The organism is Copranaerobaculum intestinale (assembly GCF_009831105.1).
Lineage (GTDB): Bacteria > Bacillota_I > Bacilli_A > Erysipelotrichales > Erysipelotrichaceae > Copranaerobaculum > Copranaerobaculum intestinale.
In genome coordinates this window covers 26,158-50,612 of record NZ_WUUQ01000002.1, presented here as the reverse complement: position 1 = coordinate 50,612, position 24,455 = coordinate 26,158, and the positions used below count along the sequence as shown (strand labels likewise).

Below are 24,455 nucleotides of genomic sequence, written 5' to 3'. Positions count from 1 at the left end.
TAATCCCTATCTCAGTTCATCCTATGCAAGTGAGCAATTTGCCCCTGGGCGAAGCAACAGGGTTTTCATAATTTATCAGCTTTTATCTTTATTTTTTTATATATAAGTAGGCAAATATCATGAGATATCTCTTTAACAAAAAAACATATCCGTTCAGGATATGCTAAAGAAGATAAAGTACAGCACCGATGATACCACTGGCAATCATAACTATGATCGGATCAAGCCTCCACTTTCTTAAAGCAAGAATACTACCTCCGAATAAGAACACCGCGATCCAATCGATTGACAGCCAAGATTTTGGAACAATAGCTTCAGAACCATAAAACGCTGTCATCAGCATTGCCATTCCAGCCGTTGCGATCAAAGCTACAACTGCTGGTCGTAATCCGGACAGTATTGCTTTTAAAATCGGAAGCTCTTTATATTTATCATATAGATACGCAAGCAGGATAACGATGATACAGCTTGGCAGAATACAACCCAGCGTTGCTATCAGCGCACCTGGTAATCCTTTTACCTGAATTCCTACAAAGGTTGCGGAGTTAATAGCTATTGGACCGGGAGTCATCTGTGAAATCGTTATAATATCTGTAAATTGTGTCATTGAAAGCCAATGATGAATTGTAACAACCTGTTCCTTAATAAGCATCAAGGCTGCGTAACCACCGCCAAAGCTGAATAAGCCGACCTGGAAAAAGCTCCACAAGAGTGCTAAAAATCCGCTCATGCCGCTTTCCTCTTTTCGTAATAAAATCGAACAACCCCGATTATCGCAGCAAAAGCAATCATGACTGCTACATTTACTTCCAGTAAATATGTTATAAGGAATACTGCAATCATCAATAAATCTGATAGAATATCCTTTTCTTTTACAACATTCTGCCCCATATTGATAACCACATCAACGATCACTGCAGCTACTCCAGCCTGCATTCCTTTCATCACAGCACCTATGACCGCATTCTCGCGAAATGCGATATAAAAATAAGAAATCAATGAAAGTATCAAAAGCGGCGGCAGCACGGTTCCAGTCACGCTCACCAAAACGCCCTTTATTCCCGCCAGCCGATATCCGGTCATAATCGATGTATTCACTGCCATCGCCCCTGGTGCTGACTGCGAAATCGCCACCATATCCATCATTTCTTCTTCATCAATCCATTGCAGCTGCTCCACAAACTTCTTCCGCATCAACGGAACGATCACATACCCGCCGCCGAACGTAAAGGCACTCAAAAAAAAGGTGGAAGTGAAAAGCTTTCGATAAGTAAATGGCTGCTGATCCATAAATATCACCCTTCTTTTAGCATGAAAATATCTTCTCATATTATACTGCAAGATAAAGGCAATTAAAATTCATTTACAGTATCTTAACAAAGAAAAAGAGAAAACCTTTCAGAATTCTCTTAATGATTGATCATATATTGAAATACAAACATCGGTGTATATGCATTTACCGAATACCGCGGCAGCTCATAGATTGGGTCGCTTCGCTTCATACTTCGGAATTGATTATAGCTGAATGCCATTTTCACCGATTCCTGATACAAGGCCTTTTGAACATTATCGTTATACTTTCCAAATGGATAAGCAACATAATCTGTGCTGACAGCTTCTCCTGCTGATTGTATGTCTTTTTGCAGCTCTTTTACAGTGTAAGTATTGATTGCATATTCATTGTCAATTTTGCGGTGAAGATGGTAAAAATGGGAATAGTATTTCATCGTTTTGGTGTCTTTCAGCAATGTAATCGGTATATGCTGCTTTTTAGCCGCATCATAAGTTTGAATTTGTTTGGGAATACTGTATCCGATGACAAAGGTAGCCGCTTGGAACCCATATTTCTTTAAGATGGGCTCTGCCAACAGCGAAGTGGAATAATAGCTGTCATCAAATGTAATTACAACGGTTTTGTTGGAAAACTGCTTTTTTTTATGCTTCCACGCATACAGTTCATCCAAACTAATGGTCTGATATCCATGATCATGCAGGTATTTCATTTGTTTTTCAAATGATGAAAGGGAGGCTGTCCAGGGGTCAAAACGCCAATATTTGTTTTTATCCTCATCCTTTGCAAGATTATGGTATCCGATGATAGGGATATGATCGGTATTTGGCCGATAGGATGTCTCCCGGGACATGAAAAACATAATACATACCACTGAAAAACATACTATAATAAACATCAGAAAGGCTATTCTTAAGATTTTATGTTTTTTCATGCTTTATCCTCCTAGTATAATAATTATACATTTTTCCTCATTTAGGCACAATTCCCAAAGAAAAAGCCTCTATTACAGAGGCTGTATATCATCACTTGGTAGCGCGTACGGGACTCGAACCCGTGATGTAGCCTTGAGAGGGCTATGGCTTAACCACTTGCCGAACGCGCCATATAAAGATTAAAGAGACCTTTATATATTAAAAGAAATAGAGCAATTTGTCAACTAAGAATCTTGATGATTTTCATAATCTTCCTTTGTTCGTACTTTGCATATGTAAGAAGCTGGTTCCATATTAAAAATTTCATAAAATTCGCGCAAAGTATAAGAAGTGAATTTCGGTTTACTACTTAAATGATAAACACGATATAGACGATAATTTTCCAAGACTTCTGCTTTCTGCAATTCATTTTCACTAATGAAAAATGGTGTAAATTTTCCAAGTGTAGTGCCTTTTACTTCAATAAATTTCTTATCACCATTACTCATAAAAGAAAGAACATCAAAACCTTCACCATCATTTTCTATAATTTTAACCTGCTCAGCCAAATCAATTCTGCCAATACTTTCCAAGAAAGCTTTTTCGTGTTTTTCAACTAATTGTTCAGATAGATCTCCTATTCTCTTTGCTTGCTCTCTTTGCTTTTCAAAAGCAATACGATTGATTACCTTGTTGCTGCTTGAATATGAACCACTAGCTGGTAAATTAGTATGTACTTTATCTTCCTCCAAAAACACATTATCAATATTTAAATTATGAAGTGTTTCATTAAATAGCTTAAATTCCATTTCATAATTATTATCCTTTATCTCTAATGGAAATATTACAACCTGCCGTTCATCTCCATTTTTATCAGGTTTTCTCTCATATAATACATCTGAATAATTTTTGGATAGTATAACTTCGCCTTTAAAAATATAGTTTTTATCCTTTATTGCCAAATACACATGATACTTATTTATCTTCTTCAGAGCATTATATAATGTTTTATTACTACCTCGAGTAACTGTTTGATCTCCGACTTGACCAGCTCCTCGATAAAATAAAATAGGTCCCTCTTGATGATCATGATAAATATTATCTTCCACTTTTGAGACAAGTAAAATATGTTTATTCTTTTTATTTATCGCAATCCCGCTATATGGAACGCAACCAGTTGCTTCTTTAATAGCTTTGAAATTTTCAAAAATGGTTCCCGCTTCTATTTCTAACATAATATCACCTGTATTTATTATAACTTAAATTTAAGTAATGTGCTTTGTGTAATCAAAAAAATCTGGATTTGACCAGATTATTTCTTATTCATAATTTCTTTTATTTTTATTACCGCTTTCTCAAAAGAAGAAACTAAAATTCCATTTTCTAAGACTGCCCCCAACACAAAATGATTCATGCCGTAGCTCGGTATGTCATATTGATTGGCACAAGTCATACGAGAATCAGAGTTGACCCCTATAACATGCGGAACCTTTGCTTCAATCGCAATTCCAAGGGCAAGCATCACCCCGGGATCTTCATTCGTCAAATCTGCCACAAATACATCACATGAACGTATCGATTTTATATCACTGTTGTAAATCGTTTGCGGAGCCGGCAGAGATTCCTTATTTTCATTAAACGGCTGATCAATAGGGTTGCATACATCTGCTTCCGGAAAAGCTTCCCGCATCCGCTGCCCTTCCCATTTTCGCTGTTTGATCTCTGCTTCATTAAATAAACTGCCCGCCAAATAGATTTTCATAATCGGCCTCTTAATAATAAATAGACTTCTTAATTTCATCTGCTTTTGCTTTACCGGCTAGCTTTTCCATAAGTGCAAAAGCAAAATCAATCGAAGCTGCCGCAGATCTTCCAGTAATTAAGTTCTCATCAATCGCCACATACTGATCCATATAGACACCGCCAAAATCTTCATTCATACTGGTAAAACATGTATATTTTTTCCCTTTCAGATAGCCGAGATGCCCCAGGATAGTCGGTGCAGCACAAATTGCAGATACAACCTTATGATGATCAAAGAAATGCTTGATGACAGCCTTCACACACGCATTCGCTTCTAGCTTCGCATAATGAGGTCCTCCCGGAATAAACAATGCATCATATTCATCAACACACAAATCATCCGTGTTCAGCAAACGATCAAATGTTACCTGAAATCTTCCGGTAGCAGCTGTGCTTTCCACCGCATATACATCAATTACCATTCCAGCTCTTCTTAATAAAGCAATTGTACCAACTGCCTCGAGCTCTTCAAAACCATCTGTTAGAATACACATTACTTTCATAAAAACACCTCTTTCCACATGAATTATAACACAAATGAAAGTTAACCAGACGATGATTATGGTATAATGTGTACACGCATATGCTATGTTAGAGAGGAGAACATCATGGAAAAGAAACAGTTTGTTTGTCCGAAATGCGGATGTAATTCCTATGTCAGTGATCAATTCCAGGCTACGGGAGGAAACTTCGCTAAAATTTTCGATGTGCAAAATAAAAAGTTTATAACTGTCAGTTGTACAAACTGCGGATTTACTGAGCTATACCGTTCTGAAACCGATGCCGGATGGAATATTCTGGACTTCCTGACAAACTAAAAGCGCGGGCTGCGCTTTTTTATTTGTAGATAGTTTCCTGTTCGTTTTTTGTATCCCCATGAACCAGCCATTCTTTCCCTCGTTTCACCTGGGTCATCATAGCGCCATCGATAATAACTGGCAAAATCCAAGAAAGCAATACCGCATATTTTGAATGTAAATACAGAAAGACAGCATGATTTATAAAATAAGCAACCGTGGTAAAGAAAACCAAACTGATTAGAATGATGATCATCAGACCAATTAAGCCTAAATAATCAAACAACTCCGTCCAGGTTTTCTTGTGCAAAATTATTTTGCTTAACCAACAGAACCCTAAAATCACGATTGATAAAAGAAATCCATTCACATGAAATAATAGTAATACTGATAAAATAAGTGTCATCACATACCTGCCTTGTATTTTATTATTATATCTCTTTTTCTGGCGGATAAAAACGTTTTATTTCATCTTTATTATTGTCAATTCCTGATGAATATGATACTATATTTAAGCAATTGAATTAGGGGTGTAGTACAATGGTAGTATAACGGTCTCCAAAACCGCTGATACGGGTTCAATTCCTGTCACCCCTGCCAGATTGTTATGTAAGCCTTTTTATAAAGGTTTTTTTATATTTTTCATTTTCTATTTAACATTTGCTAATTAGGAATCATTTACAACTTCTTCTTATGTTTGTATAAAGCGATCGTGATAAAAAACATATATAGTTTACTAGTCTTAATCAATTATTAAAATCTCATTTAAATAGGATATTGCTTCTTCATTATCTTCAGCATTAATCAATTTTTCCAAAGTATCCTTTATTAGTCTGAATGATATGTCGGATATAAAATTCTCTTCAGAAATTCTTGAATATTCAATATGAAAACTCATTTTTTTAATTCTTTCCAATGCTTCCAAACTCTTTCTTAGAAATTTCCACATATATTTACGCGATTTAACATCTGCAAATAACTCCCCACATGCAATTTTATTAAAAGTCATATCATGATTTTCAATTACTTTATGATTACACGATATGATACCTAGTTTACGATCTGAATTCCATTGAGAATTATTCAGTTTACTGAGAATTCTTAAAATATCGCATATATATTTAGGATCTAATCGATCAATATCTTCTACCAAAAGTATTAATTTACTATTTCTATTCAACATATATTTGATATTATTCAGATAAAAATCCTGATAAATTCTAGAAGAATTCTTTTTAAAAATAATTAAATATGGTAACAAATATAAAATAGACATGAATGAAATGAATAAGATTAATAGATATATACATAAGTATGTATAACTGGTTAGATTAAAAAACACTAAATGATTGACTTTTGAAAAATTATCAATACTATTCAACATTGTATATAAAGCAGTAAAAACAGCAAAAACAGAAACTATAAAAATAATAAACGTATGCCTTTCTGGTAAAAAGAAAATCTTCTTACTTTTCTTTTTCATTTTATCAAATATGAGATATAAAAAATCATCATCATAATTATCTTCCCATGGAGAAATTATGATTGGTATATATCCTAAATTATTAAGACTTAAAATATCAAGTGTTGTCTTACCTGTTCCAAAACTTCCTTTATGCAATAGCCATTTACGGGTATCAAAAGAACTTTCTTTAAACAAATCATCATTTAAAATCGAAACTTCATAATTTCGTTTAAGAATTTTTGAAAAACTGAATTTTCCATGATACTGCAATTCTTTTTTCTTATCAAATGAAATTTTTGTCTTACTCCAAGAATAATAGAAATCATTAATAATAATTTCATCTTGGAGAGTAGATAACTCTAATTTCATTTTGACTATATATGTATTTTCATTTGTTTTGATAAGCAGTTTCAAATTACTTTTTATTTATAAAATAGTTACCTATATAATACAAAAAAGAGGCTTTCGCCTCTTAAAATCTTTCGTGCATCGTTCTGGATATAACCTCATCCTGCTGCGCTTTTGTCAGCTTGTTGAAGTTAACCGCATAACCAGAAACACGAATCGTAAGCTGTGGATATTTCTCCGGGTGCTCCTGTGCATCCAACAGCGTTTCCCGATTGAATACATTTACATTTAAATGATGTCCGCCATTTTGCGCATATCCATCGATCAGTGTAACCAAATTATCAATTCTATCAGACATATGCTTACCCTCCTATTTTTTCCCAAGTGCATCCGGCACTATGGAGAATGTATTGCTGATTCCGTCACGGGAATATTCATACGGCAATTTTGCGACCGATTCCAAAGAAGCCAGTGCGCCGTTTGTATCCCGTCCATGCATTGGATTCGCACCCGGCGCAAACGGCATGCCGCCCTTTCGGCCATCCGGTGTAGAACCCGTCTTTTTACCATATACTACATTGCTTGTAATCGTCAAGATACTCATTGAATGTACTCCATTACGATAGGTTTTATGCTGTTTGATTTTGTTCATGAAACGTTTCACCAAATCTGCCGCTAACAGATCAACCCGATCGTCATTATTTCCATATTTCGGGAAGTCGCCTTCCGTTTCAAAATCAACCGCAAGACCGTCTTCATCCCGGATAACTTTCACCTTCGCATATTTGATTGCCGAAAGAGAATCGGCGACAACCGATAAACCGGCAATGCCAGTCGCAAAGAAACGGCGCACATCATAGTCATGCAGGGCCATTTCTGCTGCTTCATAGCAGTATTTATCATGCATATAGTGAATGATATTCAAAGTATTGACATATAAACCTGCCAGCCAATCCAGCATCTGATCATATTTCATCATCACTTCATCAAATTCCAAGTAATCACCGGTGATCGGTTCAAACCGAGGCGATACCTGTTCCTTTTTCTTCTCATCCATTCCACCGTTGATCGCATATAATAACGCTTTCGCAAGATTGGCACGAGCTCCGAAAAACTGCATATCCTTACCGATGCGCATGCAGCTAACACAGCAGGCTATTCCATAATCATCACCCATATCCGGACGCATCAGGTCATCGTTTTCATACTGGATCGAGCTTGTTTCAATGGAAACTTTTGCACAGAAACGTTTAAATTCCTTCGGCAGACGCGGTGACCATAAAACTGTCAGATTCGGTTCCGGCGCCGGTCCCAGATTATACAGTGTATGCAGAATACGGAAAGAGTTCTTAGTTACTAATGTACGACCGTCTACTCCCATACCGCCAATCGACTCGGTTACCCAGTTTGGATCACCGCTGAACAAATCATTATATTCGGAAGTACGCATGAACTTGATCAAACGCAGCTTCATTACGAAGTGATCCATCAATTCCTGTGCATCTGCTTCGGTTATGACGCCGTTTTTTAAATCCCGTTCGATATAAATATCCAAAAATGTGGAAATACGTCCGATCGACATCGCCGCGCCGTTTTGATCTTTTACCGCTGCCAGATAACCGAAGTAGGTTGCCTGAATGGCTTCTTGAGCCGTTTTGGCAGGACGCGATAAATCACAGCCATAAATATTGCCCATTTCGATCATCGCTTTCAAAGCTCTGATCTGTTCCATCAATTCTTCTCGGTCACGAATCTTTTCTTCACTCATTGACCCGCAAAGAATTGCTCTTACTTCCTCTTTTTCTTCGATCAAACGATCAATGCCGTATAATGCAATACGACGATAATCACCGATGATTCTTCCCCGGCCGTAAGCATCCGGCAGCCCGGTAATAATACCGCAATGACGTGCCTTGCGCATCTCCGGCGTATATACATCAAATACACCCTGGTTATGTGTCTTCCGATACTTTGTGAAGATTTCCTTCACCTTAGAATCGATTTCATATCCATATTCCTTTAATGCATTTTCACTCATTTTAATTCCGCCAACCGGCTGTAACGCTCGCTTGAACGGCTTATCGGTCTGAAATCCAACAATCTTTTCCAGCTCTTTATTCAAATATCCGGCTGGATGAGAAGTCAGCGTAGAAACAACCGAAGTATCCGCATCCAACACGCCCCCGGCATCCTTTTCCTGTTTATTGAGTTCCATAACCTGATCCCAAAGCTGTTTTGTGGCTGCGGTAGGACCCGCTAAAAATTTGTCATCGCCCTCATAGGGAGTGTAGTTGTGTTGAATAAAGTCGCGTACATCTATCTCATTCGTCCATGTACCGGCTTCAAATCCATACCATTCATCGCGCATGTTTTCTGCTCCTTCCAAAGTAAGAGAAAAGCCGACATTCCAGGCTTTTCAGATTGCCCAGACGGTCGGCTTGCTATTGGTCATACTCCACGTGGTAACTCCACTTCCGTCAGTCATATGACTTATGTTTAAAGTATACTCAGCTGTCTCTTTTTTGTCAATTCAAAACATCTTATTTACTTAAAAAAGATTACCCGATTTTACTCTCCAACCATAATTCCAATATTTCATACGGCTGATATCCGTAGACACTGCCCAATACCGCTTGATCACACATCAATAAAAGTACCGGAACTTTTTCAACCCCAAGCTTTTGCAGCTGGGCTTGGGTAAATTGTTTCACATTTTTTGATTCTGCGGACATATCATCTCGCTGTTTGGCAATTTGCTGAATTACCGCATTCATTGTCACACAGCTCGCACATCCCTCTGACGTAATTTCCAAGAGCTGATAAGGTTTATTTCCCATATCGATCACATCCTAAAATAGCTTCTGCCTGCCGTATCTGTTCAGAGGTTGGCGGCTCTACTCCTTTCAGCACATAGGGTATACCCAATTTTTCATACTTTACTTCTCCCATTCGATGATAAGGGAGCACCTCAATCCGTTCGATTGAATCGAGTGTATCCAGGAATTTGCGCAGCCGTTTTAAATCATCTTCATCCGTTGTATAACCGGGAACCAGCACATGCCGTATCCACATCGGTTTATGAAAATGATTCAGATACTTCGCGAATTGTAATGGCCGTTCATTGCTTTGCCCGGTTAGCTCCTGATGTTTTTTTCTGTCAATATGTTTGATATCCAATAAAAACAGATCACACACCTGCATCAATCGATCAATTTTAGCCATAAACACCGGATCACTCTTATCAAAAGCAATTCCGGATGTATCCATACAAGTATGCAAACCCTGTTTATGACATTTTTCAAAGAGTTCCAATACAAAATCCAACTGCATCATCGGTTCACCCCCGGTGATCGTTACACCGCCTTTTTCAATATAACACCGATATTTCAAAATTTCCTGAAGGACGGCTTCACTCTCATATTCGCTGCCTCCGCTTTGATCCCAGGTATCCGGATTGTGGCAATAGCGACAGCGCATCACACAGCCTTGTACAAATATGACAAACCGAACGCCGGGTCCGTCAACCGTGCCAAAGCTCTCAAATGAATGTATTCTTCCCAGCATGTATGATTACCCCGCTTCCTATTTTTTTATTATAGCACAATTTTTTTCTTACACCTTTCGATGTACATAATATCCTGATAATTTCCATTTCCAAAACTGTGAGCGATCCTATAAACCATGATATAATAATAAGAAGCTTAAAACACTGATATATCGAAACAGGAGGCAGTACAATGGAACTTAGTGAAGCACAGATACGTGATTATGCCCTCGATGAAACGATCTATGAGCAGGGAAAAAACTGTTATGAAGCGGGCGGCGTCGTGGCCTTGGAAATCGATGAGCACTCACAGCCCGATTTCATCATGGTACATGGCACCGTTATCGATCACAAGCAATATTATGATATCAACCTTTCCATTGATAAAGATGACTTTCAGATTCAGACACACCTATGCTCTTGCGATCATCAATTAACCTGCTATCATGTTATCGCCGTGCTGTTTAAAGTATTAGAGCGGAATACCCTGCATCAGGATAAAAATCATTTAGCCGAGGGACAACCAAGTGATGAATGGACAAAGCAGCTCATCAGCTCCTATGAACGAAATGAATTATATCAATCCCTGGCCTTCAATATTCAAAAGCAGGTGAAGCTGGAACCGGTGCTGGAATTTCATCACGATATTGCGATTCTTACCTTAAAAATCGGTATTGATAAAATGTATATCATCAAAGATATCCCGCAGTTCGTACGGGATATGCAGGAGCATGTGCAAAAAAGCTATGGCCGTGATCTTGCTTTCTTCCACCATGAATCGATCCTGGATGGACCCTCCCGTATCCTTTATGAATATGTGCAGCGCCACAGTCGTGATCGTTATTACTTTCAAAATGAAAGACCGTTCCGCATTCCGTATGAATCACGCTGTCTTCCGCTTACCAAGGATGCATTAGATGAATTTTTCACCATGTATCTGGATCAGGAGGTGCTGTATCGCTATGCGGACAAGCATCTCACCAATCTTCCCTTCTGTGACCGCAATCCCGAATTCACGCTGCTGGTCGAGGAACAGCAGAAGCAGTATCTTTTCCACTTAAATCGTTATGACTATCAGTTTGCAGAGGGTTCTCAATATCTTTATCTTCTGGTTGACCGCCGACTTCATCGCTGTGATCATGAATATTCCAAAGCCTGCGGATCGTTTTTGATCCATCTCCAGCGCAAGCATTCCGCACTGCTGGTAAGTGAATCGGATATGACTGCCTTTTATCATCACATCATTACCCAAATCAAAGATTATATACCGCTGAGCGGTGCAGATATTTCTGTCTATGCGCCGCAGCCGTTAACCGCTCGTTTATATTTAGATATGCCAAAAGCACAGACCCTCAGCGCAAAACTCATTTACAATTACGGTGACATAGAGTATCCGGCCTTTGCCCCATTCAGCGGAAACGCCGCCCGCAATTACCATGAGGAAATCCAGATTCGCATGCTTTTGACACGGTTTATGACCCGCATCGATCCCAAACAGGAGACCGCCTATATTGAAAATAGTCAAGATGCGCTGTATGAGTTTTTCCAAAATGGATTCCCGCTGCTTTCTGAAGTATGTGATATCTACGCGACAGATAAAATCAGAAATGTGCAAATAAAAAACAGTGTGTCCATCACCATGGGAGTTCATATGCACAGCGATCTTTTGGAAATTGATCTGAATACATATGATTTCCCGATCGAGGAGCTTCAAAATGTCTTAAAGGCTTACCATCTTCATAAAAAATATTATCGTATGAAAAATGGCTCCTTTGTGAATATCGAAGATAATGCGCTGCACGAGCTGTCGCAATTGCTGGACGGCATGCGCGTGAGTGAAAAGGCGCTGCAGTCAGGAGTTATTCAGGTGCCGGCTTACCGTTCTCTATATGTAGACAATATTGTAAAAGAAAATAGTCAGCTGAAAATGGAACGCGATCATACCTTCAAAAATATCATCAAGGGTATCCGCAGCAGTCAGGATAATGATTTCGAAGTACCGGCGCATTTGAAGCCAATTTTACGAAATTATCAGAAAGCCGGATACCGCTGGCTGAAAACGATGTCAAATTATGGTTTCGGTGGTATTCTCGCAGATGATATGGGAATCGGGAAAACCCTTCAGATCATTACCTTGCTGGAGGATGAAAAAATAAATAATCCGCAGGCACAGTCATTGGTCATCTGCCCGTCTTCGCTGATCTTAAATTGGCAAAGTGAAATATCAAAATTTTCGGATACCTTGACCTGCTGCGTCATTCACGGCAATGCAAGTCAACGGCAGCGAAAAATTGCATTAGCGAGCAAGTATGATGTACTCGTTACCTCTTATGATTATATTAAGCGCGATCTCCCCTTTTATGAGGGGATAACCTTCACCTATCAAATTATTGATGAAGCGCAGTTCATTAAAAACCATAACACAAAGAATGCGCAGTCGGTAAAGCAGATCAACAGCATTCATAAATTCGCTTTGACCGGCACTCCGATCGAAAATTCATTGGCTGAGCTTTGGTCGATCTTTGATTTTTTAATGCCCGGTTATCTTTATGAGTATCCGTATTTTAAAAAAATGTATGAACAGCCAATTGTGAAGAACCAGGATCAGGGTATCCGCAGAAATCTTCAAAAGCTGGTTGAGCCGTTCATATTACGGCGAGTCAAAAAGGATGTTTTAAAAGAATTGCCTAATAAAGTAGAAACAACCATTTTGATTGATCTGCACGAAGAAGCCCGCAAGCTATATCAGGCAAACGCGGCTCAAGCACGTCAGGAGCTGCGCGAGTCCGGATCTCAAAGCAAGAATAAGATCATGATTTTATCCATGCTTACGCGGCTGCGTCAGCTGTGCTGTGATCCACGACTCGTCTACCATGATTATCCGCATGAGAGTGCCAAGCTGGAGGCATGCGTTGAGCTTATTGAAAATTGTATGCAATCACAGAAAAAAGTATTGGTATTTTCACAATTCACATCACTGCTGGCACTCCTGGAAGAACGGCTGACAAAACAGCAGATCGACTATTATTTATTGAAAGGAAGCACACCGAAAATGCAGCGGCAGCAGATGGTAAATGCTTTTAACACCAATCAGATCCCGGTCTTTTTGATCTCTTTAAAGGCGGGAGGTACCGGTTTAAATCTAACTAGCGCTGAGGTTGTTATTCACTTCGATCCATGGTGGAATCTCTCCGCCCAAAATCAGGCAACCGACCGTGCCTATCGCATCGGTCAGCATAACAACGTTCAGGTATTTCAACTGATCGCACGCAATACGATCGAGGAAAAAATCATGCAGCTGCAAGTTCAGAAGCAGCAGCTATCCGACTCCATTATTCAGGAGAACAGCGGCGTTATTACTCGTATGTCTACCAATGAGCTTCTGGATTTATTTTAGATAAAGGCCTGCATATGCGGGTCTTTTTTTGTGCCGTCTTCTTTGCTGTCTCATACAATACCATGAAAGGAGTGAAGTCGTCATGTTATTGTTAAGTCCCGGGCCCGGGGTATGTCATCCCTTTGTTCAACGCCGCGAGGCAATGCCGATCATTCATCACCGCAGTGAAGAATTCAAAGCGGTTTACAACTCGATCGTCGCACAGATGAAAATGATCGTACAGAGTAAAAAGTGTGAAATCATTCTTCAAAATGGCAGCGGTTCTACCGGTATGGAAACATCGCTGATGAATTTATTTCAGTCTCATGATAAGGTGATAGCTATTAATACCGGATATTTTGGAGAACGGTTTGCTTCAATGGCCCGCCTGCAAAAGCTTGAGGTACTGGAATGTACCTATATCAATGAGCCTTATCATATCGAAGATATTGAAACTATGTTCGAGGAGCATGAGCATATTAAAGGAGTTCTGGTTACTCATTCAGAGACCAGCAACGGAATTTTAAATACCCTAAAACCGCTTGGTGAATTATGTAAAAAGCATGGTGCATTGCTGGTTGTAGATTCTATCGGAGGCATCATCATGAATCCGCTTCATTTTGATAACGACCATATCGACTGTCTGATCATGGCTTCGCAAAAAGGATTTATGATGCCGCCGGGTTTAAGCATGATCGCATTATCTGTACGAGCCGTAAAAGCCGTTACCGATCACAAGACAGCCTCCTACGCTTTCAGCTTTGAAAATATGATCCGTAAGTTTCATGACGATGCGAAAATCAATACCACTCCTGCTATTTCACTTTATATGGCACTTCATGAAGCTCTTTGCATCCTGAATCAACATCCTATCTCGGTGTGGAATCGCTATTACGCCGCTTTGCACGAACAGCTTGAAGCCGGACTGAGCAAGCTTGAGTATCCAGTCTGCAATCAGCAAAATGCCACCAACTCTTTAGTATTGATCCGCACTAAGCATCAACAAAAAGCCTCTCTGCTTCAAAAGCTGCTTGAGGAGCATTACGACATCCGTATCGAGCTGGGACTGCAGGATAGCTCTGATAAGATTCTTCGTATCGGCTGTATGAACTATATCACGGAAGCAGACATCAACAAGCTGTTAGATGCCCTGAAAGAATTGGAGATACATCTATGAATCAAATCCTATTACAGGATGATGTTTCCCCCAAAGCGTATCTGAAAGCCTTAATTGAAGCATATCCCTTTACGATCGATGATGATACTGTATATTCGCTGCTGAATAAAACTACGTATCCGCATCCCGCACTGATTGCCTTTTTAAAATATTTCACAGAAATTCCTAAGTATCACCTCATTCATCATAAAACCAAGGATACCTATAATCTGCATGATCTCGCTGAACGTATGAGCAGTCTTTTACAGCTTCATGAATCCATCCTGCATATGCATCAGTTTATGTACGATGCAACGATTCAGATCAGCCGTCATTCCTTCCATAATCCATACGCTCATCTGCCTTTGACAAAAATACTATTTCTGGAAATGACTCATCTTCATAAACCGCTGCTGTTTAAGACTCCGGATGCCAAAGCGATGATCATTCATCACAGTCAGGATTTTCTATACCGCGATCTCAGTCTGCACGCCCAGAATTTCATCGCTGTCAGTATCCGCATCGTAGATAAATGCGGTATTGTATTCATCCCGCGCAGTCAGCTTGGATCTGCCATCGCACTCAGTCAGCTATATCAGTGCGCAAGTCCGCAGACCCATCAGGATTTTATGATCATCTGCGGTATTGCTTCCCGAGAAAATCAGGCCGCGTATTATTATGATGCGACCAATGCACAATATATCGGATATATCGGCGGTGATACGGATATGGAAACATTTCCGCTGATGGTCACAATGGTTCAGACGATTTATAATGCTATCTGCATAGATAAACACGATCTTCCGATCAATGGCTTTATGTTCAATCTCACCAAACATAAAAAAACGATCAGCGTGGTATGCAACGGCTGTGAGGCATGCGGTATCCATGAACTTAGCTATGCCTTGAAACAGTATTGTGATCAACATCCGCAGTATCATATAGAATCGATATTTCAGCAGAGCGGCACGCTGCACTTTCTCGATAATGATATCTTTGCGACCGGTGCACAGACCGGTGCACTGATCCCATTAAAGCGCTTGGATAAAGCATATCTGCTCGCTCACCTGCACCAGGGAATATGGCTGAATCCCAATGGTGAAGCAATGCTGATCCACCATGCTGTATCCTTTGATCAAACTGCCGCTTTTCATAAAGTGCATGCTTTTTTCTACGTCAACAATTATGAAGAGAAAACCGGTATTCGCTGCTTCGCCAGTTTAGAGGAAGCAAAGCGTGTCTGCTCAGAAGGCTGTTACCAGCTGCAGGGCAAACCATGTCATGCGGTGCTTGGCAATACCGCCGGTGTCGACCAACAAAAAGACGAAACCCTGCCGCTGCTTCATCATTTCCTAGATATGATGTATATCAATAATATTGCGATGGGTGAAATATATACCCAAACAGATTCTGCCAATCAACACAATTCCTGCATGCAAAGCATAGAAGCTCTGTTCCAGTTTTTAGAGGAAGAAAACTTTTTTCAAAGCGATTCTCCTGCCCTTTTTAAAACCGGTTTGTAATTGCTATTCGAAGCAGTTTTCGCTATACTAAAGATAGTTGAAAAAATGCAGGAGGAACTTATGGAAACAAAAGAAATACTCGACGCGCAAGGAATGCGCCGTTCACTTACCCGCATTACGCACGAGATCATTGAGCGTAACAAAGGAGTGGATAATTTAATTCTGGTCGGTATCAAAACCCGGGGAATTTTTCTGGCACAGCGAATCGCCGATATGATCGAACAGGTCGAACAGGTTCGCCTGGAATGTGAAAGTCTGGATATCAATCACTGGCGTGATGATTTGGATGTCGAACATCCAATCCCTGACGGTAATCTGCACGTTAAAGATAAAAAAGTCATTCTAGTCGATGATGTACTGTTTAGAGGGCGTACCGTGCGGGCCGCCATGGATGCGATCATGCATTATGGCAGAGCGCAGGAAATACAGCTGGCGGTACTGGTCGACCGTGGTCATCGCGAGCTGCCGATCCGCGCTGATTATATTGGTAAAAATATTCCTTCCAGCCTGGAGGAGGTCATTCGGGTTAAGGTTGTTGAATGTGATGGTATTGATAACATCACGATTGAAAAGTAGAGATGCTGGATATGAACTTTGATAAAACATATGTATTGGACATTGCGTCCAAACTGCTGAGCATTGATAGTCCAAGCGGCTATACCCAGCATGCGATTTCCTTCCTGCAGGAAGAAGCAGAGAAATTAGGCTATCCAACATCACGAAATGAAAAAGGCAATTTATTCATTCATGTGGAAGGCTTGCATCACGATCGAACCATCGGCGTATCCGCTCATACCGACACCTTAGGATTGATGGTACGCTCGATCAAAGCAGACGGAAAACTCGCGGTTACCGATGTCGGCGGACCGATTCTCCCCACGCTTGACGGTGAGTATTGCATCATCCACACCCGTGAAGGCAAAACCTATTCCGGTACGATTCTCTCCACTTCTCCGGCAGCACATGTGTATCCGGATGCATCCACGCTTGCACGCGATCTGGATCATCTGGAAGTGCGCATTGATGAAATTGTGGAATCAAAAGAAGATGTACAAAAGCTGGGCATCAATAATGGGGATTTCATCGCATATGATCCAAAGGTACAAATAACCAAAAGCGGATTTGTTAAATCACGCTTTCTGGATGACAAGATCAGTGCTTCTCTGTTGTTTGGGGTTTTAAAACAGCTGCGTGACGATTCGATCAAACCGATGCAGGATACAATCTTTATTATGTCTACCTATGAAGAGGTCGGTCACGGTGCATCCAATCTTCCAAAGCAGATCAATGAACTACTGGCTGTGGATATGGGCTGTATCGGTTCAGACTTAAGCTGTACGGAATATGATGTCAGCATTTGTGCCAAGGACAGCCGTGGTCCGTATGATTATGATATGACAAACAAGCTTATCAAGCTGGCCAAGGAACAAAAGCTGCAGTATGCTGTGGATATTTATCCCATGTACGGCAGTGATGTCAGCGCCGCGATGGCAGGCGGAAATAATATTCGCGGTGCCTTGATCGGTCCTGGTGTTCACGCAAGTCATGGCATGGAACGGACGCACTATCAGGGAATTGAAAACACCATGAAGTTGGTATTTGCTTATATTTGTCAATAAAAAAAGTGCACATTTGCTCAGCATCAGCAAGTGTGTACTTTTTATTTGTTGGAAGGATTAATATCCTACTGGCATGTTTACGATCATCAGCATAAAATCATAATTTAGGATTATGTTATGATCAAACATGTTTTTCTTTTTCGCTTCATATACTCGACTGAGGTGACCAACATGTTCATGCATACTTTTTTACTGGTTTTTATCGCGGAAATGGCTGATAAAACACAATTGATGGTAATGGCGCTTACCAATCGCTATCGGGCACGCACAGTCGCGTTCGGCATGATCTTGGGAGTTCTGACAATTTCCGGTCTATCAGTATTGGCCGGTGACATCATCGGTGACTTTATTCCCATGCAGATTGTACAAACGGTAGCAGCTCTGCTGTTTTTATTCTTTGGACTTAGTTCTCTAAGAGCGGAAGATGAATCAGGCGGTTCTCAAGGAGTCAATTATCGTTTCCCGCTGATATCAATAGCCGGAGCATTTCTATTAGCTGAGCTCGGTGATAAGACTCAACTGGCTACCGTAGCGATAGCCGCCCATCATCAGGAGCATTTTGCCATATTTCTTGGCGCCGCGGCAGGACTTATCCTTGCTAATATCCTCGGTATCTTCGCCGGAAAGATCATTTTTTCGCATCTGCGTGAAAATACTGTAAAAGTTGCTTCGGCCGGTTTCTTTTTTCTGTTCGGATCGATCAATTTATTTGAGACAATTCCATTCAGCTTTCCGATCATTGTCGGCTACAGTATCGTTTTGATGACAACCGCCTATATCGTATACTCCCGCTCCCGCCGATCCTTGCGCTAAGCACTTCTTTCGTACTCATGAAATCTTTGAATTATGGTATAATAATAGCATGTGAATAAGAAAGAAGGGATACTATGAATGAACGCTGGTCTTTAGACAGTCTGTATAAGGGATATGATGACCCAGCTTATGAACAGGATTTTCAGAAGCTGGATCAATGCACAGATAAAATCAATGCTTTTCCGGACTGGAAGAATGAGAATGACAAGCACGCAACATTGACAAATATTATTGAGGTTCTTGAAGAAATGGTAACTCTGTCATCAAAACTGGGCTCTTTTATTTCTCTTAGTCAGAGTACAAATACCCAGGACAGTGAAACAACGGCACAGATGAATCGCTTTCAGCATAAGCTGAGTGAATCATCAAAAGCCATTGCGATGATAAATCGCTTTATTGCGAATATTGATGATTTGGAAGCCATGATCGCTCAGGATGAGGCACTGCAGCCTTATCAATACATGCTTATCCAAACCAAAGCGGATGCCAAATATCTGCTGAGTGATGAGGTTGAGGAAGTAATCACGAAAATGGATTTGTCCGGAGGTACTGCCTGGGGAGACATGCAGTCTTACCTGACAAGTATTGTCACTGCCGAGTACGAAGGAAAAGAAGTCACGCTATCCGAAATTCGAAACATGGCATACAGTGAAGATAAAGATACTCGTAAAAAAGCGTATGAGGCTGAATTGAAAGCATATGAAAAAATTGATGATGCAATCAGTTTTTCTTTAAATGAGATCAAATCCCAAGTAAACACAATCAGTAGTCTGCGCGGCTACGATTCTCCACTTGATATGACACTTCATCAAAGTCGGATGCAGCGGCAAACGCTTGATGCGATGTTTGCGGCTATGGATGAATATATGCCGGTTTTCCATGCGTATTTAAAACGTAAGGGAGAACTGTTGGGATATAAAAACGGGCTTCCTTGGTTCGAATTGTTCGCACCGCTTGGTTCATCCCATCAATCCTTTACGATTGAAGACGCCAAGGCCTATCTGATTGATCATTTTAAAGGATTTGCCCCGGATTTAGCCGATATGATCGAAACCGCATTTGATGAGGATTGGATTGACTTCTTCCCGCGTAAAGGAAAAGTCGGAGGCGCTTTCTGCAGTAATTTACCTTACCTCAAAGCCAGTCGGGTTCTGACCAATTTTGACGGCGCGATCGGCGATGTGGTAACCCTGGCTCATGAGCTCGGTCATGCCTACCATGGCAAGCAGATTGAAGACCATTTGCCGTTGAATTGGGATTACAGTATGCCGGTGGCAGAAACAGCGTCAACCTTTAACGAAAATATCATTATGAATGCGGCGATCGATGCGGCAGAAGGTGAAGAAAAAATTGCCCTGATTGAGAATCAACTGCAGGATCTCACCCAGATCATGTGTGATATTTATTCCCGTTACCTGTTTGAAACAGCAGTATTTGAAGCAAGTAAGGATCGTTTCCTATTTGCCAAGGATTTAAAGGAACTAATGCTTGAATGTCAGCGCAAAGCATATGGTGATGGCCTTGATCAAGAGTATTTGCATCCGTACATGTGGGTGTGCAAGAGTCATTATTATGGAAGTGATTTAAGCTTCTACAACTTTCCATATGCATTCGGCGGACTGTTTGCCCGTGGATTGATTGTGAAATATCAGCAGGAGGGTGAAAGCTTTGTACCGAAATATCGGGCTCTGCTTCATGCGACCACCGTATCCAGTGTTGAAGATGTTGCGAAAATGGCAGATATCGATGTTACCGATAAAGCCTTCTGGGTATCCGCATTAAAGACTGCGGAAGCACGTATTCAGGAATTTTTGGAGCTTACAAAATAAACGTTTCATAACCAAAAAGTAGAACGTGTCTGCAAACGATTACGTTCTACTTTTTCTATTGTCTTTCATATAAGGCTATAAACTTCATATTTCTATTGCATCAAACAACGGTCTGATATGTGTTGCAATCAGATCGATGCTGTCCTTAGCATTTGGCTTAAAGAACCCCATTATCGATATCACGATTTTTTTATCAGGCTGAACATAAATGACATTACCGCCGTCCCCCATTGCCGCAAAGCTATTCTTTTCCCCAACATCCAGCCACCATAAATAACCGTATCGAAGCTTCATTTTATCCCATCGGGAATGCTCCTTGGTACTTTCCTCAATCCATGCTTTTGAAATGATCTGTTTCCCGTTCCAAATTCCGCCGTTGAGATACAGCTGTCCCAGCTTTGCCATATCCCGAGCCGAAAGCGTCAGCCCCCAGCCAGCAGCATTCACCCCCTTAGGATCAACTGCCCAGCCACTGATATCCCTTGCCTTATTGAATGCAAGCTGCTCCTGCTTACTTTGAAAATATATTGAATTTTTTACGGTGATGGCGAGTGGAGAAAATAAGTGCTCCTGCGCAAATTCCCGTACACTGGTATGAGTGACCTTCATCAGAATTCCCGATAATATATCCAATCCAATCAGCGGCGCATAAAAGAATTCACCAATCGCCTTTTTCCCGCCCAGTAAGTTCAGGGAGAACGTCACCCAATCCTCACTGGTGAAATATTTGAGGTAGGGTCCAATTTTGTATGTATAGGGAGCAGTCATCGTTAACATATTGCTCAAGGTGACGTGCTGAATTGTTTTTTCCTTTTTCTTTACTGTATACTCTGGAAAGAAATCCAGTACCGGCTGATTAATATCCATCAGATATCCTTTATCAAAAGCAATTCCGATCAACATTGACAAGATGCTCTTGGTTACTGAATATATATGAAGTGTACTTGTTTTTGTACAACCGTTCCAATATCTCTCATATATCAGCTGATCATTTTTACGCACGACAATACCGGCGATGTTACTGTATTCTTGAGAAATCATTGTTTCCAGATTGATTAATGCTTGATCCTCCATAATTCATGCTCCCTCCTTATTCAGATATATTCCCTTATGACGAGGGATTATATGCTGTGTGCTCTGTCTCTTTTTTTCTTTGAAACCGGATAATAGACCTCGGTTATATAGTCCTGCTCATCCTCCACCTGACTAGGATCATTCAAATATACTTCAAATAGGGGACCATGGTTGCTGTACCCTTCCTGTTCCGCATATTCACGCTGTTTGGTATAAATCGAAGCAAGCTCTGAGTAAGGGCCGTGCAGAACTGTCTTCAAACAAAGTCCAGGACGAAATATCCGAGTGCCACAAGCTTGTTTTTGAATCGGTATGGCAAATTCTGTATCCATTCCCTGGTTACTGAATTCTTCATTATGAAATAACACCATTGGTGAATTGCACATCGTCAGATGCTGAACTTGAATACAATGAAATAATCTGCCAAAGCATTCAGAATACGCATCGGAATATTCAGACGCATGGACCATTCGACGAATTGATAAGATATTCATCGGCATTACTTCTGTCAGCTTGACATTGATATCGTCCAGATAGGACATAATCGGTTTACCATGTTTTAAGACATCTATATCCTCGAGTATCTGCTTTCTGATCATCAAATCAGACTGAATTTTTTGTTCAAGCTTTTTTTCCTTGTCACAAAGAGCGCGATATAGCATTTCTTCCTGCATATCCTCATTGTTTAAAATTGCTTTAATTTCTTCCAGTGAGAAGTTATATGATTTCAAGCGATTAATCATCAACATGGTTTCCAACTGTCGGCTTGAATAATAGCGGTATCCGTTATCCGGATTGATCTCTTTGGGAAGAATCAAGCCAATCTCGGCATAATAGCGTAATGTTTTCGTGGAAACTTTACAGATATTTGAAAATTCTCCTATGGAAAGCATGTCCATACTCCTCTCCATGCTTGACTGCAGCTGTATCTATCTTACACCTTGCCCTAAGGGAAATGTCAACGAGCTTTCGGTCTTTTATTTACTCCCGGTAGTTTGCAACCTATTTCAAGTTAACGATGCTTTGCTTATTCATGTTTAATCAAGCACAGATTGATACAAAAAAACGGCCGTATTCAGCCGTTTTTGAATTTTTAATCAACAATTTTCTTAATATAATCCAGAACTTCCTCCGCGGTCGCAAAGCTTAAGGCTTTCTCTGCAACAGCTTCCATTTCTTTCTTGTTTAATGAATTAATCATACGGCGGGCTTTTAGAATGGAAGTCGCTGACATAGAGAATTCATCCAAGCCCAGTCCCAGCAGAATTGCGGCTGCATATGGTTCACCAGCCATTTCACCGCACATACCAGCCCATTTGCCTTCCTTATGAGCACCGTCAATCGTCATTTTGATTAAACGAAGTACAGAGGGGTTATATGGCTGATACAGATAAGATACATGCTCGCTCATGCGGTCAGCGGCCATTGTATACTGAATCAAATCATTGGTACCGATACTGAAGAAATCTGCTTCTTTCGCAAAGTTATCCGCATTGACAGCAGCAGCTGGAATTTCAACCATCATACCAACTTCAATATTATCCGCTACGGATACTCCTTCTTTGATCAGGTTTGCTTTTTCTTCATTATAGATTGCTTTGGCATCACGGAACTCTTTCACAGTGGCAATCATAGGGAACATGATGCAGAGATGTCCGTAAACACTAGCACGAATCAGAGCGCGCAGCTGGGTACGGAAGATATCTGTACGATCCAAGCACAGTCGAATCGCACGATAGCCTAGGAACGGATTCATTTCTTCAGGGAATGTGAAATAAGGCAGAGTTTTATCGCCGCCGATATCAAGCGTACGTACTACCACCTTACGGCCATTCATATTTTCCAAAACGGTTTTATATGCTTCAAACTGTTCATCCTCTGTTGGGAAATGATCGGAATTCATGTACAGGAATTCGGTACGGTACAGGCCAACACCCTCACCGCCATTATTCAGGACACCCTCTACATCGTTCGGTGTTCCGATATTACCGGCTAGCTCTACCTGATGTCCGTCTTTAGAAATAGATTTAGCATCCTTCAGAACTTTCAACGCTTCTTTTTCTGCGGCTACTTCTTCCATTTTCTTTTCATATTTCTTGATCGTTTCCGGATCCGGATTCAGAATGACTTCACCCTCTACTGCATCCAGAATCATCATATCGCCGTGTTTGGCAGTTTCCATTACTTCAGCACATCCTACAACCGCAGGAATTTCCAAAGAACGGGCCATAATCGCCGAATGAGAGGTTCTACCACCTATTGCAGTAGCAAATCCCTTTGTATAAGCTTTGTTTAACTGAGCTGTATCAGAAGGCGTCAGGTCGTGGGCAACAACAATAACACTTTCATCAATTGCCGTTAAATCAGGAATATGTAATCCTAAGAGATGTGCGATCAAACGAGCTGTAACATCCTTTACATCAGCCGCTCTTTCACGCATATAATCATTATCCATCGATTCAAACATACCGATCATCATATTCGCAACTTCATTTGCCGCGTATTCTGCGTTTACCTGATCATTTTTGATCATCGCTTCCATTTGTGAATACAGCTCCGGATCGGATGCCATCATCAAATGCGCGTCGAACACTGCCAGTTCTTCTTCAGCCAATTTACCGGCTGCACGCTCCTTGATTCCTTCAATGTCTTTTTTTGTCTGCTCCAGAGCTGCTTGCAGTTTCTCAATTTCTGCATCTGCAGAAGCACTTTTCTTTTCAATCACGATTTCAGGCTGTTCCAGTTTATAGACCTTGGCAATCGCTACGCCGGATGAAGCCGCAATACCTTTCAACATAATAAGTCCTCCTCGTATCCTTCTTACGTAGACGATAAGAGTTGTCTATCACAGGTATCGTACGGGAAAGCTATTTGTGACCTTCTGTACCTCTGATAGAAATGCC

At 40.6% G+C, this 24,455-nt stretch carries 21 protein-coding genes, 2 tRNA genes, 1 pseudogene and 1 riboswitch; of the genes and pseudogenes, 9 read left to right on the top strand and 15 right to left on the bottom strand.

Annotated features, from left to right (window positions below; genetic code table 11):
• Positions 1-163 precede the first annotated feature (163 nt).
• The 7 genes from GSF08_RS05035 to GSF08_RS05005 all read right to left on the bottom strand — a co-directional run bounded on the left by GSF08_RS05035 (position 164) and on the right by GSF08_RS05005 (position 4,511).
• Positions 164-730 (bottom strand): chromate transporter, encoded by a 567-nt coding sequence (locus tag GSF08_RS05035; protein ID WP_160624761.1) that lies wholly within the window; start codon positions 728-730, stop codon positions 164-166.
• Positions 727-1,290 carry a chromate transporter gene (locus GSF08_RS05030; protein ID WP_160624760.1) on the bottom strand — a complete coding sequence of 188 codons (564 nt, stop codon included), beginning with the start codon at positions 1,288-1,290 and terminating at the stop codon, positions 727-729. The genes GSF08_RS05035 and GSF08_RS05030 overlap by 4 nt, the downstream gene beginning before the upstream one ends.
• Before the next feature lie 119 nt (positions 1,291-1,409).
• Positions 1,410-2,225 carry a polysaccharide deacetylase family protein gene (locus GSF08_RS05025; protein WP_160624759.1) on the bottom strand — a complete coding sequence of 272 codons (816 nt, stop codon included), beginning with the start codon at positions 2,223-2,225 and terminating at the stop codon, positions 1,410-1,412.
• A 96-nt stretch (positions 2,226-2,321) separates the two neighbouring features.
• Positions 2,322-2,396, bottom strand: a tRNA-Glu gene (locus GSF08_RS05020).
• A 54-nt stretch (positions 2,397-2,450) separates the two neighbouring features.
• Positions 2,451-3,440 (bottom strand): protein NO VEIN domain-containing protein, encoded by a 990-nt coding sequence (locus GSF08_RS05015; RefSeq protein WP_160624758.1) that lies wholly within the window; start codon positions 3,438-3,440, stop codon positions 2,451-2,453.
• Positions 3,441-3,517: 77 nt separating this feature from the next.
• On the bottom strand, positions 3,518-3,967 hold the full coding sequence (locus GSF08_RS05010) for a nucleoside 2-deoxyribosyltransferase (protein WP_249805923.1): 450 nt from the start codon (positions 3,965-3,967) through the stop codon (positions 3,518-3,520).
• 10 nt (positions 3,968-3,977) lie between these two features.
• Positions 3,978-4,511 carry a DJ-1/PfpI family protein gene (locus GSF08_RS05005; protein WP_160624757.1) on the bottom strand — a complete coding sequence of 178 codons (534 nt, stop codon included), beginning with the start codon at positions 4,509-4,511 and terminating at the stop codon, positions 3,978-3,980.
• Positions 4,512-4,616: 105 nt separating this feature from the next.
• On the opposite strand from GSF08_RS05005, the gene GSF08_RS05000 reads away from it, so the two are divergent.
• Positions 4,617-4,826: a zinc ribbon domain-containing protein gene (locus tag GSF08_RS05000; RefSeq protein ID WP_160624756.1), complete on the top strand. Its 210-nt coding sequence runs from the start codon at positions 4,617-4,619 to the stop codon at positions 4,824-4,826.
• 19 nt (positions 4,827-4,845) lie between these two features.
• On the opposite strand, the gene GSF08_RS04995 is transcribed toward GSF08_RS05000, so the two are convergent.
• Positions 4,846-5,211, bottom strand: a complete 366-nt coding sequence (locus GSF08_RS04995; RefSeq protein ID WP_160624755.1) for a hypothetical protein — start codon at positions 5,209-5,211, stop codon at positions 4,846-4,848.
• A gap of 120 nt (positions 5,212-5,331) precedes the next feature.
• Here GSF08_RS04995 and GSF08_RS04990 point away from each other — a divergent pair.
• Positions 5,332-5,405 (top strand) — tRNA-Trp (locus tag GSF08_RS04990).
• A gap of 142 nt (positions 5,406-5,547) precedes the next feature.
• Here the strand turns inward: GSF08_RS04990 and GSF08_RS04985 are convergent.
• The 4 genes and pseudogenes from GSF08_RS04985 to pflA form a co-directional block, all read right to left on the bottom strand.
• Positions 5,548-6,684 (bottom strand): hypothetical protein, encoded by a 1,137-nt coding sequence (locus GSF08_RS04985; protein ID WP_160624754.1) that lies wholly within the window; start codon positions 6,682-6,684, stop codon positions 5,548-5,550.
• Between the two features lie 58 nt (positions 6,685-6,742).
• Positions 6,743-8,986: pseudogene (gene pflB / locus GSF08_RS04975) on the bottom strand (formate C-acetyltransferase).
• A gap of 48 nt (positions 8,987-9,034) precedes the next feature.
• A riboswitch (ZMP/ZTP riboswitch) is annotated at positions 9,035-9,113 on the bottom strand.
• A 63-nt stretch (positions 9,114-9,176) separates the two neighbouring features.
• Positions 9,177-9,455: a thioredoxin family protein gene (locus GSF08_RS04970; protein WP_160624751.1), complete on the bottom strand. Its 279-nt coding sequence runs from the start codon at positions 9,453-9,455 to the stop codon at positions 9,177-9,179.
• Positions 9,445-10,182, bottom strand: coding sequence for a pyruvate formate-lyase-activating protein (gene pflA / locus GSF08_RS04965; RefSeq protein ID WP_160624750.1), 738 nt, complete (start codon positions 10,180-10,182; stop codon positions 9,445-9,447). Before pflA ends, GSF08_RS04970 begins: the two co-directional genes overlap by 11 nt.
• 173 nt (positions 10,183-10,355) lie before the next feature.
• Here pflA and GSF08_RS04960 point away from each other — a divergent pair, with 173 nt between their 5' ends.
• The 7 genes from GSF08_RS04960 to GSF08_RS04930 all read left to right on the top strand — a co-directional run bounded on the left by GSF08_RS04960 (position 10,356) and on the right by GSF08_RS04930 (position 20,478).
• Complete coding sequence (locus GSF08_RS04960) at positions 10,356-13,559, top strand: SNF2-related protein (RefSeq protein WP_160624749.1); 3,204 nt, start codon at positions 10,356-10,358, stop codon at positions 13,557-13,559.
• 82 nt (positions 13,560-13,641) lie between these two features.
• A complete protein-coding gene (locus tag GSF08_RS04955; protein ID WP_160624748.1) occupies positions 13,642-14,715 on the top strand; it encodes a pyridoxal-phosphate-dependent aminotransferase family protein in 1,074 nt (357 codons plus the stop codon).
• Positions 14,712-16,217, top strand: a complete 1,506-nt coding sequence (locus GSF08_RS04950) for a hypothetical protein (protein WP_160624747.1) — start codon at positions 14,712-14,714, stop codon at positions 16,215-16,217. The genes GSF08_RS04955 and GSF08_RS04950 overlap by 4 nt, the downstream gene beginning before the upstream one ends.
• Positions 16,218-16,277: 60 nt before the next feature.
• A complete protein-coding gene (gene pyrR / locus GSF08_RS04945) occupies positions 16,278-16,793 on the top strand; it encodes a bifunctional pyr operon transcriptional regulator/uracil phosphoribosyltransferase PyrR (protein ID WP_160624746.1) in 516 nt (171 codons plus the stop codon).
• A gap of 11 nt (positions 16,794-16,804) precedes the next feature.
• Positions 16,805-17,836 (top strand): M42 family metallopeptidase, encoded by a 1,032-nt coding sequence (locus GSF08_RS04940; RefSeq protein ID WP_160624745.1) that lies wholly within the window; start codon positions 16,805-16,807, stop codon positions 17,834-17,836.
• A 177-nt stretch (positions 17,837-18,013) separates the two neighbouring features.
• The gene (locus tag GSF08_RS04935) at positions 18,014-18,649 is read left to right on the top strand and encodes a TMEM165/GDT1 family protein (protein ID WP_249805922.1); all 636 of its coding nucleotides are present in this window, start codon (positions 18,014-18,016) and stop codon (positions 18,647-18,649) included.
• Between the two features lie 74 nt (positions 18,650-18,723).
• The gene (locus GSF08_RS04930; RefSeq protein ID WP_160624743.1) at positions 18,724-20,478 is read left to right on the top strand and encodes a M3 family oligoendopeptidase; all 1,755 of its coding nucleotides are present in this window, start codon (positions 18,724-18,726) and stop codon (positions 20,476-20,478) included.
• An 84-nt stretch (positions 20,479-20,562) separates the two neighbouring features.
• On the opposite strand, the gene GSF08_RS04925 is transcribed toward GSF08_RS04930, so the two are convergent.
• From GSF08_RS04925 to ptsP, 3 genes are all read right to left on the bottom strand, one after another.
• Positions 20,563-21,552, bottom strand: a complete 990-nt coding sequence (locus tag GSF08_RS04925; protein ID WP_160624742.1) for a serine hydrolase domain-containing protein — start codon at positions 21,550-21,552, stop codon at positions 20,563-20,565.
• Between the two features lie 47 nt (positions 21,553-21,599).
• Positions 21,600-22,445, bottom strand: a complete 846-nt coding sequence (locus GSF08_RS04920; protein ID WP_160624741.1) for a MerR family transcriptional regulator — start codon at positions 22,443-22,445, stop codon at positions 21,600-21,602.
• Between the two features lie 200 nt (positions 22,446-22,645).
• On the bottom strand, positions 22,646-24,349 hold the full coding sequence (gene ptsP / locus GSF08_RS04915) for a phosphoenolpyruvate--protein phosphotransferase (RefSeq protein ID WP_160624740.1): 1,704 nt from the start codon (positions 24,347-24,349) through the stop codon (positions 22,646-22,648).
• Positions 24,350-24,455 lie beyond the last annotated feature (106 nt).

Bases quoted from the DNA above. Each gene is read 5' to 3' on its own strand.
- GSF08_RS05035 (WP_160624761.1), bottom strand. From the start codon at position 730: ATGAGCGGATTTTTAGCACTCTTGTGGAGCTTTTTCCAGGTCGGCTTA.
- GSF08_RS05030 (WP_160624760.1), bottom strand. From the start codon at position 1,290: ATGGATCAGCAGCCATTTACTTATCGAAAGCTTTTCACTTCCACCTTT.
- GSF08_RS05025 (WP_160624759.1), bottom strand. From the start codon at position 2,225: ATGAAAAAACATAAAATCTTAAGAATAGCCTTTCTGATGTTTATTATA.
- GSF08_RS05015 (WP_160624758.1), bottom strand. From the start codon at position 3,440: ATGTTAGAAATAGAAGCGGGAACCATTTTTGAAAATTTCAAAGCTATT.
- GSF08_RS05010 (WP_249805923.1), bottom strand. From the start codon at position 3,967: ATGAAAATCTATTTGGCGGGCAGTTTATTTAATGAAGCAGAGATCAAA.
- GSF08_RS05005 (WP_160624757.1), bottom strand. From the start codon at position 4,511: ATGAAAGTAATGTGTATTCTAACAGATGGTTTTGAAGAGCTCGAGGCA.
- GSF08_RS05000 (WP_160624756.1), top strand. From the start codon at position 4,617: ATGGAAAAGAAACAGTTTGTTTGTCCGAAATGCGGATGTAATTCCTAT.
- GSF08_RS04995 (WP_160624755.1), bottom strand. From the start codon at position 5,211: ATGACACTTATTTTATCAGTATTACTATTATTTCATGTGAATGGATTT.
- GSF08_RS04970 (WP_160624751.1), bottom strand. From the start codon at position 9,455: ATGGGAAATAAACCTTATCAGCTCTTGGAAATTACGTCAGAGGGATGT.
- pflA (WP_160624750.1), bottom strand. From the start codon at position 10,182: ATGCTGGGAAGAATACATTCATTTGAGAGCTTTGGCACGGTTGACGGA.
- GSF08_RS04960 (WP_160624749.1), top strand. From the start codon at position 10,356: ATGGAACTTAGTGAAGCACAGATACGTGATTATGCCCTCGATGAAACG.
- GSF08_RS04955 (WP_160624748.1), top strand. From the start codon at position 13,642: ATGTTATTGTTAAGTCCCGGGCCCGGGGTATGTCATCCCTTTGTTCAA.
- GSF08_RS04950 (WP_160624747.1), top strand. From the start codon at position 14,712: ATGAATCAAATCCTATTACAGGATGATGTTTCCCCCAAAGCGTATCTG.
- pyrR (WP_160624746.1), top strand. From the start codon at position 16,278: ATGGAAACAAAAGAAATACTCGACGCGCAAGGAATGCGCCGTTCACTT.
- GSF08_RS04940 (WP_160624745.1), top strand. From the start codon at position 16,805: ATGAACTTTGATAAAACATATGTATTGGACATTGCGTCCAAACTGCTG.
- GSF08_RS04935 (WP_249805922.1), top strand. From the start codon at position 18,014: ATGCATACTTTTTTACTGGTTTTTATCGCGGAAATGGCTGATAAAACA.
- GSF08_RS04930 (WP_160624743.1), top strand. From the start codon at position 18,724: ATGAATGAACGCTGGTCTTTAGACAGTCTGTATAAGGGATATGATGAC.
- GSF08_RS04925 (WP_160624742.1), bottom strand. From the start codon at position 21,552: ATGGAGGATCAAGCATTAATCAATCTGGAAACAATGATTTCTCAAGAA.
- GSF08_RS04920 (WP_160624741.1), bottom strand. From the start codon at position 22,445: ATGCTTTCCATAGGAGAATTTTCAAATATCTGTAAAGTTTCCACGAAA.
- ptsP (WP_160624740.1), bottom strand. From the start codon at position 24,349: ATGTTGAAAGGTATTGCGGCTTCATCCGGCGTAGCGATTGCCAAGGTC.